The following is an 18800-nucleotide window of genomic DNA, read 5'->3' as shown; positions in this document are numbered from 1 at the left end:
AGCTGTTAAATTAAGAAAATCCTCGGGAATAAATGTGTTTAAACTTTAGCTATCCCTTTGGATGAGAACTGCAGATCGTAAAGTTTTTTATAATAGCCGTTTAACTTTAACAATTGTTGGTGGGTTCCTTTTTCTTTTATCTCGCCCTTATCGAGCACAATAATCTGATCGGCCTTTTGAATGGTGGATAAACGGTGGGCAATTACAATTGAGGTTCGGCCTTCCATTAAGTTATCAATGGCTTTCTGGATCAATAATTCGGTTTCGGTGTCAACGGATGAAGTGGCCTCATCTAAAACCAAAATAGCCGGATTATGCACGAGGGCGCGGATAAACGAAATCAATTGCGCCTGGCCAGCTGACAGGGTAGCTCCCCTTTCCATTACATTATACTGATAACCACCCGGTAAACGTTCGATAAAATCGTGCGCACCAACCTTTTTAGCAGCATTCACCACTTCTTCGATGGTAATTTCGGGGTTATTTAGTGTAATGTTGTTTAAAATGGTATCTGAAAACAAGAAAACATCCTGAAGTACAGTGGCAATATGGCTTCTTAAATAATCCAGATCAAAATCTTCGATATGAATGCCATCTACGGTGATATCTCCCTTTTTCACTTCATAAAAACGGTTCAGGATATTAATGGTAGAAGATTTACCAGCACCTGTAGCGCCTACCAAGGCCACAGTTTCGCCAGCCTTCACTTCAAATGTAAGGTCTTTCAGTACGTAGTTCTCATCATTATAGGCAAACCAAACCTTTTCGAATTTAATATTTCCGTCTAATCTGGCTGGCTTTTGCGTCCCCGTATTTGGCGTAGTTTCGTCAGTATCCAAAACTTTAAAAACACGTTCGGCGCCAACCATACCCATCTGTAATGTGTTAAATTTATCTGCCAACTGGCGGATTGGCGTAAACACCATCCCCAGGTACATGATAAACTGTGTGATCGTTCCGGGCGTTACATCTAACGGTTTAGAAAGGATACTTTTTGCGCCGTACCATACCAACAAACCTAAAGACATGGCTGATATTAACTCAACCACCGGAAAAAAGATAGAATAATACCAGTTAGAACGGATATTGGCATCGCGATAGCGCTTATTAATGGCATAGAATTTTCTGTATTCCTGTTTCTCCCTTGCAAAATACTGCACAATAGAAACGCCAGTAATGTGTTCTTGCAAAAAAGTGTTCAGGTTAGAAACCTCATTCCTGATTTCCTGGAAAGCAACCTTAATCGCTTTCTGAAATTTTCGGGTAGCAATAATCAACAACGGAATGGGCAAAAGCACCACTAAACTCAATTGCCAATCGGTGTATAACATTACGCACACAATCACCACCACCTGCAAACTATCGCCTATCATCGAGATTAAACCTTCCGAAAAGATATCAGCAATGGTTTCCAAATCGGAAACAGTTCTGGTAATTAATTGTCCGATGGGTGTTTTATCAAAGAACTTTAAGCGGAGTTTGGTAATGTGGTTAAAAACATTGATCCGAAGATCGCGGATAACCGATTGCCCCAGTGTATTGGTTAAAAGTGTGTGATTATACTGGATCAAAGTCTGTAAGATCAACATAAAGATCATCAGCATAGTCATATTTACCAGACCAGAATAATTACCTGTTAAAATATAATGATCGAGTGTATATTTAATTAAAAACGGACGCACCGGAGAAATGGCCGCCAGCAGAATGGTTAAAATAACCGACCACACAAAAACGGCACGGTAAGGCTTTACGTATTGAAAAATACGTTTCAGTAATCCGGTGTTATATACGTCGCCTGTAACTGCCATGCTTATGGTTTAAGGTGTAAGGTTTAGGGTTTAAGGCCCTACATATCTTACACAAATTTCAATAAAGGAAAAGTTTATCTTGTAAAGCGGTCGCCAAACCTTTTACCTTACACCTTTAACCTTCTACCTTATATAAGGGTATTCTATCTTCACTAAGTATAAACCGCAAGCAGGCACCGATTGCCCGGCATTGCTGCGGTTTTTACTTTCTATTATTGCTTTAAAATCCGTTAAATTTATTTCTTTTTTACCAATCTGTACCAAAGTACCCATAATGGCCCTCACCATGTTCCTCAAAAAACGATCGGCCTGGATGGTAAAAACTAATCCATCTTCCTGCTGCTCGAAAACGGCTTTGGTTATTTTACAGTTATTTGTAAAAGTTTGCGTGTTTGATTTACTAAAACACGAAAAATCAGTATAATTTAATAACAGTGAGGCCGCATTGTTCATCGCTTCTACATCCAATTTATCTTTAACCAACCATGACCGGTTAAGTTTAAAAGGATTTTTTTCAAAGTGAATATAGTATTTGTAAGCGCGGGCGGTTGCATCAAAGCGGGCATGGGCATCATCATGCACGGGAATAATTTTTTTTACCGCAATTTGATAGGGCAACATGGCATTGATGCCTGTTACTGCGTTTAAAACCTTTGCCTCTTCTACACCTTCCACATCAAAATGGGCATAAAAATCAGTTGCGTGCACGCCAGCATCCGTTCTGCCGCAACCCAAAGACTCTATTGGCTGTCTAAAAAAAACAGACATCGCCTTATCCAACAATTCCTGAACGGTGATTGCATTAGGCTGTGTTTGCCAGCCATGGTACAAGCTGCCATCATAAGCCAATTGGATGAAATACCTTTTTTTACTCAAAGTGATGCAAAAATACTTTTTTCCTTTTTATTTAGAAGGAAAGCGCGCTACATTTATTATAAGTAGCCCGTAACTAAAGCTTAGCGGTATTTTTTTCGTCAAATTGCCATTTATTATCGTAAAAACCAGCCAGCTTTATGCCTTTGCTTCCTTCTTTTGGTAATTCAGACGAAAATATCATAAAATCAGGAAAACCGCTACCGCCGGCAAAATATTGGTTGGCATAAGCCGCTTTCATCCCCGTTACCCCGGTACTGGCCACTACGCCTATCAATAGTTTACTGTCCTGTTGAGGCCAAATGTAATAAGCTGCTAAATCATCACCTTTCCAGCTGCCTTGTCCTGTGGTTATTTGCGAATTGCTTACCTGTATCGGGCAATCTTTCAGTAATGTTTTCCAGGCTGTATTATTTTCGGAATTTCCGTACAAAATAATATTACGCCCCTGGTATTTTGATGCCGAAAATTCTTTATCCATGATGATATCAATTGCGCCGTTACCACGGTAATACCAACTTTCAGCGTCGTATCTGGCTTTATTTAAATTAGCCAGATTGGCTTCGGCAGTGCCATTTGTCCCCACTACAAAAACCATTTTATGATTAAAAGCCTCTTTAAAAGTGCCATATCGCAACGGGTTTTTATCTCTTTTATCAATTTTGGTGATGATTTGCCATGCTTCGTTATTTTTCTCCAAAAACAGGGTATCGTTAATATTTTGTGTGGTATAATTAATAGCCGTTAAACTATCTAAAGTAATTTTTATGGGTGTTTTAGCTGCAAAATCTGTTAAAGCCAACTTTAAAAGCGCAACGTTTTCGGTTTTACCAACAATGGTTGATAGCTTCCTGTCTCTTGTTAAAGTGATGCGACTATATTGTAAAGGCTGCGTTTGCTGATAAATGGTGGCCCAGCGGTAGGTAGCCGAAATACCCGGACTGGATGTGGTAAAATCGATTCGGTTTACAGCAGAATCGGCGGCAATAGTATGCCACTTAAAAAAACTAAAAATAGGTGGCCAATCTACACTTTGATCGCCAAACCAATGCTCGCCGCCCGGGTATTCGTAATAACTAAAATCGGCATGAAAACCAGCAAGCAATTCCTTCATTTGTCTTGCATAACTAACCGGTACGACCCTATCGGCATCACCGTGAAGAATATAAACACCCAGTGGTGTATAATTAGTTACTAATTTTGGAACATCGCTCTGGTTTCCAGCCCTTAACAACATCCTTTCTATCAGATTTTTACTGCTATCAGGAATTTTCCCATCAGCAGAGCCGTAATCTTTAAGCGAAGCATAACCAGCAGCAGGCGCAATAGCAGCCCATTTATCGGGATAAGTGGCACCTAAAAACCACGTTCCATGGCCGCCCATAGAATGGCCGGTGAGGTAAATCTGTTTATCGTTTGGTTTAAACTGATCTTTTGCCAGAGCCAATACTTCTAAAGCATCCTGACGGCCCCAATCTTCCCAATTAAAACCGCGTGGCCTGCGGTTAGTGGCAGCAACCACTGTTCCCCAGTCTTTAGATTTATAGGCTTTCGCCTGACCAATAGCTTCTACACCAGCACCATGTACAGAAAGAAATAATGCTGAATTTGGTTTCCAGCCGTTAAGTTGCGGCGTAACTGCGAAATACTGCAAGCTGCCGTCAATTTTACTGATAAAAGTCTGTTTATAGCTTGATGAATTGCTTAAAGCTTCAATTACAATCGTTTTCTGATCTAAAATTGTCTTGTTTTGCAGCAGCTGTATTTCAAGATTATAATTACCTGATGTACTTATAGCACTTGCATCCAGTTCAAAAATCACCTTTCGCATGCTGAGTTTTGCAATGCGCGAAATGGCCACTTCCCGCTGTTTGCCATTTAAGATGGTTTTAATGTGCAAATCGTTAACATCCTTTAATGAAGAATTACTTACCGTTAATGCACCACTTAATACAGTGTTTGCCTGATTAAGCACAATGCTCGGCAAGGTAATATCATCCGTATGAATAAGTAACTTTTTGGTGTTAATAATAATCATTGGCAATATGCTGGCACCTCTTACAAAAAGTTCGTTTACACCTTTTTTTAATTGAACCGGAATATTCATATAAGCCGATGCATAAGGATCGCCCATATGTGGCGTACCATTGAAAAACAAACTATTGCCACCAATTACATTTAAAATTGCAGTTTGTTCTTTAGGAGAAGTGTAAGCAATGTAGATATAATCAGAACCCCTATCTATGCTCCCCGGATTTAGGAAAGGATTATTGGTAGTCTGAAAAGATCTTCTAGTGAATGCACTAAAACGGCCATTAGCATCTGCTTTAATGGCTTTCCATAATACTTTTTGACCATCTTTTCCTGCTGAAAACGCTCCGTTTTCGGTCGGCTTTTCTAATTTTCCATTGGCCATTTTCCAGGCCAGTAAATCGGTATAAACAGCTTCTCGCCCATAACGGCTACCACTGGCTACCGTTAATGCCAGTTCAAATTTAAGGGTATCTTGAGCAAAGGTGTTTGTTGCAGCAAGCAGGAGAATTAGAAAAAGTATTTTTTTGAGCATAAATCGTTTTATTGGCATGGTTGATCAAAGTTAACCGATTTAAAAGACTGCCATCGCAGAACAGTTGGATGTAATATTTTTTTTACCCAAAGCGATCTAAAAATACAGTTGAGGGAAAAGTACAGAATAGTGTATTTGGCGTTAAGTGTTTGGCGTTGGGCGGAAAATATCTATCGTAAATTGCATTTAATGCATCTTATTAATCCCTGGCCTGGCCGGGAACTTTAATCTTTCTTTCTTTTCTCAAAAAAGGCTAGATTTGTTCCCATACATTTTTCATTCATGATACAAAGAATACAATCGATCTGGCTCTTTTTAGCAGCACTAACCTTAGTTTTAATGTTGTTTTTACCCATCGCCACAAAAGATGTTGCAGGAACAGAATCAGCGGTATACACCACCGGGCTATACCAAACTTTAACCATTAAAGCAGGCATAGGTCTTAAAGTTCAATCTTTTCTACCTTTAATTATCACCAACATAGCTGTTGCATTTATTTGTTTAATGAATATCTTCAACTATAAAAAAAGAAGTTTTCAAAAACGCACTGCAGTTATTTCGATCATTCTAATTGGAGGTTTTGCTTTTTGGTGCAGTGTTTATGCTAAAAAACTACCTGGTGGTATTGAAGGTGCCAGTTTTGGTATTGGTGCTTATTTACCGGCATTGGCCATTTTATTCGTTGTACTGGCTATTTTTGGCATCAATAAAGATGAAAGATTAATCCGTTCTGCTGAAAGGTTAAGATAGAAATACATCGACAGAGAATAATTAATCACAGGGGTATGACACACTCAGAAATACTTAAAAAAGTTGAATGGAAAGACTTAAGAAGTCTTTCGTTAAAAGAAATGTTGATAGAAAATAATTTAACCATCCCTTGGTTATTGATTTCTCTAACATTGGCCTACTATGGTTATTATTTATTTGCATTACCATTTTCAGCATTCTTTTTCTTAACTGGATTAAGGCAAGTTCATAATGGCTTTCACAATTCGTTGGGAACAAACAAATTCTTAACCTGGTTCTCTTTGTATTCTAATAGCATACTGATGGTATCCTCAATACATGCCATCAAATTTAATCATATCCGGCACCATAAATATTGCTTAACTGCAGAAGATTACGAAGGTAAATCGGCAGGGATGACATGGTACGGTGCAATACTTTATGGCCCGATACACATGTTTTTAATCCATAAAGTCACTTTACAATTGGGCAACAAAAAATATGTCAAAAATGTAATTATTGAATTATTATCCATTATTGTATTTTTAGGATTGATCTTTTATTTTCAAATTAACTTCTTAATTTACCATGTTATTATTATGGTAATTGCTGAATTTTTAATGGCATTCTTTGCTGTTTGGTCAGTTCATCACGATACAGAAGAAAATCCTGATTTTGCGAGAACACAAAGAGATGGATGGAAAAATAAAGTTACTTTCAGCATGTTTTATCATCTCGAACACCATCTATTCCCTGCAGTACCAACAATTAAATTACCAGAGCTAGCCAGAAGAATCGATGAATCTCTACCTGATTTAGAGAAGAAGAATACATTCTAATGTCTAAAAAAATTTGTCAATCCACCTTTTTTCTGCTAATTACTTCAGTTATTTTAAGTTCTTGCAACAGTCGCATCCAGACTTTTGGTAAGGCTAAAATTGCCAAAAGCCCTGATTCGTTTTATCTTAAGCGGAGATAAAAGGCTTGAATACCGATGTTTTTAGCAATGGCTCGTTAAAGACCATCTAAATAAAACTGTTTGATGGTCCTGATGCGGTAAACTCAAATTTTTACCTCCAGCCCTGCCAACTAAACCCGGTTGGAGTGAAAATCCTTTTGAAACCTGAAAGGTTTAAAAAGATTGAAACGGAAAACGGGACTGAAGTAACCTAAGCCCCACTGCAGCCGCTTTCCAAATAAAAAACACCTGTCTCTATTACAATCACGACCTCAACTTAAACCAGTTCCGTCCCACCTTTTCCATCATCCATTCTTACATCCACTGTTACTTCCTTATTTTCAAATATTTAGCTTAAAAAACTATTTACTTGATTATCTGTGAAATACGGAATATTAACCGTACCTTTGCGGCTCAATTAAAAATAAAAAGACGAATGACAAACCCATTTCAATTATTGGGGATAAGTGATGACGTCGTTAATGCCGTAAAGGATCTTGGATTTGAAACTCCAACACCTATTCAGGAGCAAAGTATTCCTGTACTGTTAGAAGGCACTAATGATTTTGTTGGTTTGGCCCAAACAGGAACAGGAAAAACAGCCGCATTTGGTTTGCCGCTGTTAGAACTAATCGATTTTAAAGTTAATAAACCACAGGCATTGATTTTATGCCCTACCCGTGAGTTATGCTTGCAAATCGCTAACGACCTTAAAAACTTTTCTAAAAACGTTGCTAATGCCCACGTTGTTGCCGTTTACGGTGGCGCGAACATTATGCAACAACTACGCGAAATACGCCAAGGCGTTCAGATCGTAGTGGCCACGCCCGGCCGTATGTTGGATATCATTGGCCGTAAAGCCATTGACTTCACTAACGTTAAATATGTTGTGCTTGATGAAGCTGACGAGATGTTGAACATGGGTTTCCAGGACGATATCAACGACATTTTATCAACCACTCCTGATGACAAAAAAACCTGGTTATTCTCGGCTACCATGCCTGCAGAAGTTCGCCGTATAGCTAAAAACTATATGGATAACCCTGTTGAATTAACCATGGGCACAAAAAATACAGGTAATGTAAACATCGAACACGAATATTATATTGTTCGTGCACGTGATAAATACGCTGCCTTAAAACGTATTGTAGATTTTAACCCTGAAATTTTTGCTGTAGTATTTTGTAAAACCAAATTGGATACGCAAGATGTTGCCGAGCACTTAATTAAAGATGGTTACAATGCTGATGCTTTACACGGCGATTTATCGCAACAACAACGTGATAAAGTAATGCAACGTTTCCGTGAGCGTAACATGCAATTGTTAATTGCTACTGATGTTGCCGCACGTGGTATCGATGTAAACAATGTAACACACGTAATCAACTACTCTTTACCTGACGAAATTGAAAGTTATACCCACCGTTCTGGCCGTACCGGCCGTGCCGGTAAAACAGGTATTTCTATCTGTATCATCAACTCTAAAGAATTAGGTAAAATCCGTCAGTTAGAGCGCATTATTGGTAAACAATTTACCAAAGCTGAGCTTCCTACAGGATTTGATGTTTGTGAAAAACAATTATTCTCTTTGGTACATAAAGTACACAATGTAGAAGTTAATAACGAACAGATTGATCAGTACATTCCACGTATTATGGATGAATTTGCTGATTTATCAAAAGAAGATGTAATTAAACGTTTTGCTTCATTAGAATTTAACCGTTTCTTGGATTACTATTCTAAAGCACCTGACTTAAATGCAGCAGTTGGCGACGACCGTGGTGCAGACAGAGGCGAAAGAGGTGCCGGACGTGGACGTGGTAGCGAAGGCTACACCCGTTTGTTCATCAACTTAGGTTCTGTAGATGAGTTTACCCGTGGCGATATGTTGTCATTTATCTGTAACAACGGTAAAATTGGCGGCAAAAGCGTTGGTAAAATCGATTTAAAAGGTGTTTTCTCTTTCTTTGAAGTGGAAGACGATGTAGCTGACAAAGTTTTTGAAGGCTTTAAATCTGTTGAGTTTAACGGACGTCAGGTACGTATCGAGAAAAGCGGAGATGGTGGTCGTGGTGAAGGTGCTGGCGAAAGACGCGGTGGCGGTGAAAGACGTAGCGGTGGTTTCGGCGGAGAACGCAGAAGCGGCGGCGGCGGTGGTTACCGTGGCGGTGGCGAGAGAAGATCTGGCGGTGGTAGCGGAAGACGCGAAGGCGGAAACCGTGAAGGTGGTGGTTTCAGAGATTTCTCTGGACGTAGCCGTGACGACAAAGGTGGTAACACTGGAGGCCCACGCAGAGAAGGCGGAAACCGTGAAGGCGGCGAACGCAGAAAAAAATGGTAAATCACTAAACCAAATATTTTACAGCCGTCCCGATTTTTCGGGGCGGCTTTTTTTATGCGTAAAAGTTTGTTGTTTTGAGGATCGTCATTTCGAGCGAAGGGCAACGCAGTTGAGAACCACGAAGTGCTCAGCGAAGCTAAATCTATTCGTATATCTGTCGGTATCTCATCAACAGACATATGTGATGTCAGATGTTACCATCTGACATATAACAGAATTCTTAGTTTAAGGCTTCGATAGTTACCTTCAAGCAAATATAATATCCATTTACAATTTCTTTACTAAATCTATCTCCAGTCAGATGGTAACACCTGACTTCACACCCAATTTTTGTTTAAAAAACAGCTATAAAACATTATATTTAACGTTTAGATATACTAAACAGATCATGCGTTATTTAAAGTCTTTCATCATTTTATTTTCCCTATTCATCACTAGTGAACTTTCTGCCCAACAAAAGGTTTCCGATCAAAAAATGCAATGGTTTGCTGATGCCAAACTGGGTATTTTCATCCACTGGGGTATTTATTCGGTTAATGGCATTTCCGAATCGTGGTCATTTTTTAACAACTACATCAATCATGATGCCTACATGAAACAGCTTAATGGCTTTACGGCAGCAAAATATAAACCTGAAGAATGGGTAAACCTGATTAAAGAAAGCGGGGCTAAATATGCAGTAATTACCACAAAACATCATGATGGCGTGGCCCTTTGGGATAGTAAAGCTCCTTTAGCCACTACCACATTAAAAAATAGTGCTGCAAAAAAAGATTTAATCACTCCATTCGTGGCCGAACTTAAAAAATCTGGCCTTAAAACAGGGTTATATTTTTCATTACCCGATTGGAGTTATCCGGATTATGATGGTTTTACCCGCGACAGAAAACGTTATGATTATAAACAGGATCCCGTACGCTTTAAAAAATTTCAGAATTATTTCCAGGGGCAATTAAACGAACTTTCGGCCAAATATAATCCCGACCTGGTATGGTTTGATGGCGATTGGGAGCATAGTGGAGAAGAATGGCAGGCTAAAAACATATTATCTAACTTACGTAAGGTAAATCAAAATATCATTATCAACTCTCGCTTAAACGGGCATGGCGATTACGATACGCCGGAACAAGGTGTTCCCGTTGTAAAACCAAGCTCACCAGAATGGGAACTTTGTTACACGATGAACGATTCGTGGGGCTATCAGCCTTATGATAATCATTATAAATCATCAAACATGATCATCCGCACCCTGGTTGATTGTATCAGCATGGGCGGTAACTTATTGCTTGATATTGGACCAAAAGCGGATGGAACTATTGCGCCAGAACAGGTTAAAATTTTAAAAGATTTAGGCCGCTGGACTCAAAAACACGCAGAAGCTATTTACAGTACACAGGCCGGGATCCCAGATGGGCATATCGATGGAAAAACTACTTTATCCAAAAACAAAGATATATTGTACCTGTATCTCGATTATAAAACCAAAAACGGGATTTTACTATCAGGTATAAAATCAAAAATAAACAAGATTGAGGTAGTTGGCAGCAAAGCACAGCCATATATAATTAAGCTAAATGAAACAGATTATCTGCTTAATTTAAAAGATGCCGATTTTGACAGCGATGTAACCGTTCTAAAAGTATCATTAAACGGCCCTATTCAGCTCGTTGAAGACAAACAGGAAAGCCTTTCGCTCGCAGACTTATATGCTGCGCCCAAACAACGGGGTTTAACCAACTTAAACCTGAGCAAACTGGCCATTAACTTAAATTCAGGTACAAATATATTTCAAAATACCGGTTTACCTGCTGATGGCTTAGACTTTAACCCTGGAATTAACAACGTAGATCAAAAGGTTAGTAACTGGGTAATCAAAAATGCCGAGGTCCTTTACAAAACAGGCAAAGGCATCCCTAGTGGCCATTACCAAGGCAATACGGCACTTTCTGCAGATAAACAAACCCTTTATTTATTTGTAGAAGGTACACCAACCGGACCTATTGCCATTAAAGGTTTAAAAAACAACATCAGCAGGATCAGGATTGTGGGTGAAGGTACCATGCTGCCACATGAAATTTATAACAAACTGTACTGGAGCAAAATACCGGGTATTGTTTACATTCCGGTGCCTAAAGACAAACTAGATCCAGAATTAACCGTAATTGCAGTACTTTTAGATAGCCCGATTGATTTGTACCGTGAAAAAGTTGGCGCGATTGAGAGCAATCTTTAATTATTTTCTATCCTAAAGATTCTTCGACTCCGCTCAGGATGACGGCTATATGGAAATTCCGTGATTCTGTGCTTCCGTGGCAAAAAATTATTTAACAATTGTAAAATAGTGGCGCGACTTTACGATTATCCTTAAATTGCATTACTTTCGCACATCATGCAGGCAAAATATATCTCATATCAGGAAACCGGATCATTTTCAAAACTGGTTTTAGATTATATTAACGACGAAGAACAGCTTAAAGCTTTTTACAGCTATCGTCCTGATATGGAGGGCTTGGCCAAAGCAATTGAGCATAGAAATTTCTTAGGGAACAGAGAAACTTTAGTTCAGGTTTTACAAGATCAATACCGGCATTTACAGCCGAATAAATCGGTTACCAAAAACATAGAACTTTTAGGCTTAGCGAATACCTTTACGGTTACCACGGGCCACCAGTTGAACCTTTTTACCGGTCCGCTTTATTTTATTTACAAAATTGTAACTACCATTAATTTAGCCATTGAGTTAAAAATGGCCCATCCCGATAAAAACTTTGTTCCGGTTTATTGGATGGCAACAGAGGATCACGATTTTGATGAAATTAACCACGTAAGTGTTGATGAAAAGAACATTAGCTGGATACAACAAACCAACGGTGCTACCGGAAGACTAAGCACCAAAACCGTCGCCGCAGCAGTAACGGCTTATAAGGGATACCTCGGAATTTCTAAAAACGGAAAACGAATTGCCAAATTGGTAGAACAGGCCTATTTGCAACACGATAATTTAGCCGACGCCACCAGGTTTTTGGTGAATAACTTATTCGAGAAATATGGCCTGGTGATTGTAAATGCTGATGATGCACAACTAAAAAAACAATTCGCGAATATCATTACCGAAGATGTTATTCAGCATAATAGTGCAAAAAATATCGACGAAAGTTCGAAAAACCTGGAGGATTTAGGCTATAAAACCCAGGTAAACGGCCGTGACATTAACTTCTTTTACCTTATCGATAATTTGCGTGAGCGTTTGATCTTCGAAAAAGGAAAATACATTGTAAATCATACAGACATTAGTTTTACGGAAGCGGAACTAAAAGCCGAAATCGAATCATATCCCGAGCGCTTTAGTCCGAATGTGGTGATGCGCCCCATGTACCAGGAAGTGATTTTGCCAAACATTGCGTATATAGGTGGCGGTGCAGAAGTAGCTTATTGGATGCAGTTAAAAGCAAATTTCGACTTTTATAAAGTTGATTTTCCGGTTTTACTATTGCGTAATTCGGCTTTATTGATTGATAAACGCAGTGCACAGAATTTATATCATTTAGGTTTCTCTCTGGAAGATATTTTCTTACCTGTTGAAGAACTAAAAAACATTTGGGTAAAGCGAAATACCACGGCATTGCTGAGTTTAGCCGATGAAACCAGAGCAATTAACAGCATTTTCGATCAGATTAAACTAAATGCCTATAAAATAGATAAAACACTTTCTGTTTCTACTGATACGGCAAAACAACGAACCAATCATTTATTGGCTAACCTGGAAAAGAAACTATTCCGCGCCGAAAAAAGAAAACACGAAACGGCATTGCTGCAGATCGACAATGTTAAGAAAAGACTTTTCCCAAATGGAACACTGCAAGAAAGAATCTTAAATATTGCCCCTATGTATGTTAATTACGGAGAAGATTTTCTTTCCTCATGCATAGAAAACTTTGAGCCACTGGGCGGCGATTTTACCGTTTTGTTACCGTAATTTATTTTTAGATTCGTCATGCTGATCCCGAAGCTTCGGGATCAGCATCTATCAAAAAAGACCCTGATGCCGATGTAAAATCGGGACAGGCTAACGACAAATAGTATAAAATGAACTTCATCACTTTTACCGAAACCAACCTCAGGACTTTTACTTATAACGTTTTTAAAAAAATGGGCTGCTCTGATGAACATGCCGATTTAGCAACCGATGTGTTGATCCGCTCAGATTTACGCGGAATCGACTCGCATGGCGTTGCCCGTTTAAGTGGTTATGTACGCCTTTGGGAAAAGAAAAGAATTAATGCTACTCCTGACATTAAAATTGTACATGAAACACCTACTACTGCCACTGTTGATGGCGATGCCGGATTAGGTCTGGTTGTAGCCCCTTTCGCGATGAAAGTTGCCATCGAAAAAGCAGAAAAGTATGGTAGTGGATGGGTATCCGTTAAAAACTCCAACCACTTCGGTATTGCGGGATATCATGCCTTAATGGCGGTAGAAAAAGATATGATCGGCATCAGCATGACCAATGCAAGCCCTTTGGTAGCCCCTACATATGCTAACGAACGTTTACTGGGTACCAACCCGATGTGTTACGCTTTCCCGGCCGGAAAATATCCGCCTGTAATTGTGGATATGGCTACTGCAGCTGCAGCAAATGGCAAATTGGAAATTGCCCAACGCGCCAATAAAAGTATTCCTGATGGCTGGGTTCAGGATAAAAGCGGAGAAAACTCTACCGATCCGAACGAATTAAAAAACGGCGGTTCGCTTTTACCTTTAGGTAGCGACAAAGACCATGGCAGTCATAAGGGATATGGACTGAGTGCTACGGTTGATATTTTATCAGCGGTATTATCTGGCGCCAATTACGGGCCCTGGGTACCTCCTTTTGTAGCTTTCTTAGAACCATCGGCAAATCCGGTCGGCGAAGGACTTGGCCACTTTTTAGGCGCTATGCGAGTAGATGGCTTCAGGCCGGCTGCAGACTTCAAAAACCATTTAGATAATTGGGTAGAACGCTTTAAAAGTGCAAAAACGATCGATCCTGACAAAAAAGTAATCATCCCTGGCGAACCTGAACATGAATTTGAGCAGGAAAGGAAAATCAGCGGTATTCCGATCATTGATGTTGTGGTAAAGGACCTGAATGAACTTGCAGTGAAATTGGGTATAGAAGAGCTAAAATAGTTTCATTTAACCGCAAAGGGCGCTGAGAAAAAGTGCGAAGATCGCGAAATTATCATAGCGGCTGGATATGAAGGAGCCGAAGCAATCTTAATACTGTAAAAATAATCTTGCGTTTTAGATTGCTTCGTCGTTCCTCCTCGCAATGACGGAATAAAATAAAAAGCCGCAGATTTAACCAGAATCTGCGGCAAAATTACTTGATATGGTTTATACCCAACCATAGGAGATATTTTTTTAAGGTTTAACAGTTAAGTTATCTTTTAAGTAAAGTGATTTACTTGATGATCCGATCATAATTCTATACTCCCCGGGAGCTATTTCCCATACATTATTGATATTGAGTGTTTGAAGCACCTCTTTATCCAGTTTGAATGAAATTACCTTTGTTTCACCAACCTTTAAATGTATCCGCTGGAAAGCACGTAGTGCAAGAACAGGTTGAGCCAATTTGCTTAACAAAGGCCTCATGTATAACTGTACTACTTCTTCACCATCGTAATTGCCGGTATTTTTAAGCTCGAAGCTTACAGTAGTTGTTTCATTTTTAGCGATACTTTCACGATTAAACTTCAAGTTTGTGTAAGAAAAGTTGGTATAACTTAATCCATATCCAAATGGAAAAAGTGGTTCACCGCTTAAGTTGTTATAATCATCGCCTCTGCCCGTAGGTTTATGGTTGTAAACCAGCGGTAATTGCGATTCGTCAACCGGGTAGGTAATTGGAAGTTTACCTGATGGATTTACCTTTCCAAGCAGTACATCTGCAATGGCGCTACCGCCTGCTTCGCCTGGGTACCATACATTTAAAACTGCGTTTACTTTATTTAACCAAGGCTGCATATTAATGGCGCTTCCGCCTGTTAATACCACGATAATGGGTTTCCCGGTTTTTGCGAGCTCTTCCAGTAACATTTCTTGATTACCAGGCAAGTTGAGCATTGCCCTGTCCAGAAACTCTCCTTCTTTTATCCCTGCAACAAATACAATTGCATCGTTATTTTTTGCGGCAGCAACTGCATCGGCTATTTCGTTTGATTTTCTGATATTATAATCCCAGATCAGTTTGATTTTACCATTGCCTTTAGGTTCAAAAAATTCGACCTTAATTGCATACTCCTTATTTTTTTCGAAATGAAATGGAACGATCTTCGTATTGAAAGATTTTTTGTCCCAATTATCGATAAGTAATTGGTTATCCAGGTATAATCGGTAACCATCATTTCCCTCCAATCCGATATTAACATCAGCATTTTGTGGCACCTTAATTTTACCAGTCCACCTTACCGAATAATCATCCAGCTGGAGCTGCTCATCTGGCGGGTATAATGTCCAGCTAAAATTAACGGCCTTATCATTTACTTCTTTAACGGGTTTCCCTGAGAATTGAAGCCCTTTGTAGTAGCTTCCCATTAATCCTGCTTTCTGATTAACAGAAAGAAACTGGCTATCTACCGGAATATAAGATTGCAGTTCTCGGCTACTGCCTTTTACATAATTAACCTTAACATTATTGGATACTGCGTTTTTTAAGCCATCCAATATATTTATCTTATTGTTTCCAGTACCGCTGTAGCCACCTAACCTGGCTTCTACAGCATCTTCCCCTACCAGTAGTATCTGCTTTGCACTTTTTAACGGAAGCGTGTTTCGATCATTTTTCAGAAGCACGAAAGATTTTAAGGCAGCTTCTTTGGCCAAATTATGGTTACTTTGATCGCTTAACATCTTTTCGGCTATATTTTCATCAACATAAGGATGTTCAAACAGCCCAAGCTCGAATTTAGCTTTCAGCACCCTTGACAATGCATCATCTATTCTCGTTTTTGGAATGCTACCATCTAAAAATGCAGGTAGAAAAAGTTTGTAATGGTTATAATCTACCTGAAAGATTACATCAAGGCCCGCGTTAATTGATTGCGCTGTGGCATCTTTATAATCTTTAGCTGTAAAATGTAATACATTGGCCCCGCCAACTGCACCTGCATCAGAAATTACGAAACCTTTAAAGCCCCATTCTGTTTTTAGTTTAGTGGTAAGTAGCCATTTATTGGAAGTTGCCGGAGTACCAAAAACACTGTTATAGGAAGTCATTAATGAACGGATACCTATGTTTTTAACCCCATCTTTAAATGCCGGAAAGTGGATTTCTTCCAAAAAGTGTTTATCCATTTCAATCGGATAACTATCGCGACCGCCATCGCCAACATTGGCAATAAAATGTTTTGGGGTAACAATGATATTCTGCCTTTCTATGGCATTCATAAAAGCATGGCCCAGAACGGTTGTTAAATAAGGATCTTCTCCGTAGGTTTCTTCTACCCTGCCCCATCTTACGTCTGTAGCCATATTGATTACAGGCGCCAAAAGATCTCTCAAACCGCGTGCCCTTGCCTCATTGGCAATAGCGGCACCGATTTTGGCCACTAAAGTAGTATCGAAACTTGCAGCCAAACCGATTGATTGCGGGAAGGCCGTGGCACCTTGCCTAACCAAACCGTGTAAAGCCTCATCAAATGGAATAATCGGGATGCCCAAACGGGTTTCCTCAACAAAATATTTTTGAATTTTATTGACCTTTTTAGCCAGAGAAAGTCCGTCTTCAGAAGTATTATAGGTCAACATTTGTTGTGCATTGCCACTTCCCTGTGCGGCTGCACTCACCTGCAAACCGAAAATACCATTTTTAAATTGTGTCTTATTTTCAGGTGTAACATCACCTGGGATCATAAATAACTGCCAGAATTTCTCTTCCGGTGTCATTCTCGAAATGAGGTCTTTTACCCTCAAGTCGATACTTAATTTCGGATTTTTATAGGGTAAAGATTGCCCTTTTTTAACTTGAGCAAAAAGGCCACTGCAGAAAAACAAGGCAGGCAATAAGTAAAGGTATCTCCTTGGTTTCTGCATTGCTAATTAGTTTCGGGTGTAAAAGAAAAAGTTAAGGCTATTTTCTCCTCTGTTTTAGGAAAATCGAAGTGTACCTTGCCATCTTTCAATGTCCATTTTACCTTTTGGTTGGTACTCAAAATAGTAATGAGACTTCCTTTTTTAGGCATACTCCCTTGCCATGAAATTTCTTTGTTTGGGGTACTGCCAATTAAACTGATGCCATAAATAGTTTTACCATCTTTACTTTGCGTAAACCAGTTTTGCCCATCATGGTAGTTTTTAGTAATCCTTGTTCCGTATAGGGCAACACCATTTTTACTGGTCCACTTACCAATTTCATCCAATCTTGTAATCACATGATCAGGGAGCGTTCCATCAGCTTTAGGACCGATGCCTAAAAGCAAACTTCCACCTTTGGCTACTATTTCTACTAATTTATGAACCACTTCGCCTGCCGATTTGTACTGATCGTTGGGTACAAAACCCCAGGCTCCACCTAAAGTCATGCAGCTTTCCCATGGATAATTTAACTGATTTTCAGGGATTTTCTGTTCAGGGGTTTGGTAGTTTTCAAACTGGCCATGTACCGTTCTATCTACCACAATTAAACCAGGTTGTGCTTTTCTGGCATCAGCGGCAATTTTAGGCATATCGATATCCTGACTCCACTCTGGAATAGGTGCACCCCAAGAAAGTACTTCTTTATTTACACTAGCCCTGGGACGAACCCATCCGCCATCTAACCATAAAATATCAATGCTTCCGTAATTGTTCATTAACTCGCCAATCTGGTTCTGAGTATAACTTTTGAACATATTCCACCGCCACTGATTCTTTCTGATGTCGTAATTGTTATTTCTATCTGCGGTGGCATATTTGTCCCACCAATAGTATTGAGAATGCCAATCGGGTTTAGAAAAATAAGCACCGATCATAAAATTTTCCTTACGGAAAGCATCGAACACATATTTGGCTACATCTTTTTTAGCATTGGTTGAAAAAGGACCTTTTGCAATGCTAAAATCAGATTGTTTGGTATCGAACATGGCAAAGCCATCGTGATGTTTGGTGGTAAACACCAGATATTTCATTCCTGCACTTTTACCAGCTTTGGCCCATTGCTCAGGGTTGAATTTTGTTGGGTTAAATTTTTCATTTAGGCCCCAATACCATTTCTTATAATCATCGTACTTTATCGTACTATCTCTATCAATCCAGTCTTCAGAACAGATTGACCAAGATTCGATAATCCCTGGAACAGCGTAAAGCCCCCAGTGGATAATCATTCCAAACTTTTGATCTTGCCAGTGTTCTAATTTCTTTTTTACTGCTTCATCTTTGGGCCATTCGTAAATCTCGGATTGCGGCATAATATCGTTTTGCTGGGCAAGTGCAGTATTTACAAGGAACGAAAAAAGTACGAGCGGTTTAAAGAAGTTTTTCATAATTTATTTAATTTAAATC

At 39.3% G+C, this 18800-nt stretch carries 11 protein-coding genes; 6 read left to right on the top strand and 5 right to left on the bottom strand.

Translation table 11 applies throughout. The features are described 5' to 3' along the window. Positions 1–38: 38 nt before the first annotated feature. From AC07VK_RS11695 to AC07VK_RS11685, 3 genes are all read right to left on the bottom strand, one after another. Positions 39–1808 carry an ABC transporter ATP-binding protein gene (locus AC07VK_RS11695; protein ID WP_492954837.1) on the bottom strand — a complete coding sequence of 590 codons (1770 nt, stop codon included), beginning with the start codon at positions 1806–1808 and terminating at the stop codon, positions 39–41. Between the two features lie 123 nt (positions 1809–1931). After that, positions 1932–2684: a tRNA pseudouridine(38-40) synthase TruA gene (truA, locus tag AC07VK_RS11690; RefSeq protein ID WP_492954836.1), complete on the bottom strand. Its 753-nt coding sequence runs from the start codon at positions 2682–2684 to the stop codon at positions 1932–1934. Positions 2685–2757: 73 nt separating this feature from the next. After that, on the bottom strand, positions 2758–5247 hold the full coding sequence (locus AC07VK_RS11685) for a prolyl oligopeptidase family serine peptidase (RefSeq protein ID WP_492960569.1): 2490 nt from the start codon (positions 5245–5247) through the stop codon (positions 2758–2760). 282 nt (positions 5248–5529) lie between these two features. On the opposite strand from AC07VK_RS11685, the gene AC07VK_RS11680 reads away from it, so the two are divergent. From AC07VK_RS11680 to AC07VK_RS11655, 6 genes are all read left to right on the top strand, one after another. Continuing rightward, positions 5530–5997, top strand: coding sequence for a DUF4293 domain-containing protein (locus AC07VK_RS11680; protein ID WP_492960567.1), 468 nt, complete (start codon positions 5530–5532; stop codon positions 5995–5997). A 35-nt stretch (positions 5998–6032) separates the two neighbouring features. Next, on the top strand, positions 6033–6815 hold the full coding sequence (locus AC07VK_RS11675; protein ID WP_492954833.1) for a fatty acid desaturase family protein: 783 nt from the start codon (positions 6033–6035) through the stop codon (positions 6813–6815). 555 nt (positions 6816–7370) lie between these two features. Then, the gene (locus AC07VK_RS11670) at positions 7371–9275 is read left to right on the top strand and encodes a DEAD/DEAH box helicase (protein ID WP_492960565.1); all 1905 of its coding nucleotides are present in this window, start codon (positions 7371–7373) and stop codon (positions 9273–9275) included. A gap of 388 nt (positions 9276–9663) precedes the next feature. After that, a complete protein-coding gene (locus tag AC07VK_RS11665; RefSeq protein ID WP_492960563.1) occupies positions 9664–11508 on the top strand; it encodes an alpha-L-fucosidase in 1845 nt (614 codons plus the stop codon). A gap of 156 nt (positions 11509–11664) precedes the next feature. Then, on the top strand, positions 11665–13251 hold the full coding sequence (bshC, locus tag AC07VK_RS11660; RefSeq protein WP_492960561.1) for a bacillithiol biosynthesis cysteine-adding enzyme BshC: 1587 nt from the start codon (positions 11665–11667) through the stop codon (positions 13249–13251). A 110-nt stretch (positions 13252–13361) separates the two neighbouring features. Next, entirely contained in the window at positions 13362–14447 is a 1086-nt protein-coding gene (locus tag AC07VK_RS11655; protein WP_492960559.1) for an Ldh family oxidoreductase, read from the top strand. A 234-nt stretch (positions 14448–14681) separates the two neighbouring features. On the opposite strand, the gene AC07VK_RS11650 is transcribed toward AC07VK_RS11655, so the two are convergent. Next, positions 14682–17354, bottom strand: coding sequence for a beta-glucosidase (locus tag AC07VK_RS11650; RefSeq protein WP_492960557.1), 2673 nt, complete (start codon positions 17352–17354; stop codon positions 14682–14684). A 2-nt stretch (positions 17355–17356) separates the two neighbouring features. Further along, positions 17357–18781, bottom strand: a complete 1425-nt coding sequence (locus tag AC07VK_RS11645; protein WP_492960555.1) for an alpha-L-fucosidase — start codon at positions 18779–18781, stop codon at positions 17357–17359. Positions 18782–18800: the final 19 nt, after the last annotated feature.

The sequence above is a fragment of the Pedobacter sp. GW821-FHT01D05 genome (assembly GCF_059422505.1).
The sequence above is the reverse complement of the archived record's forward strand: the minus strand, read 5'-3'. Positions and strand labels throughout refer to the sequence as shown.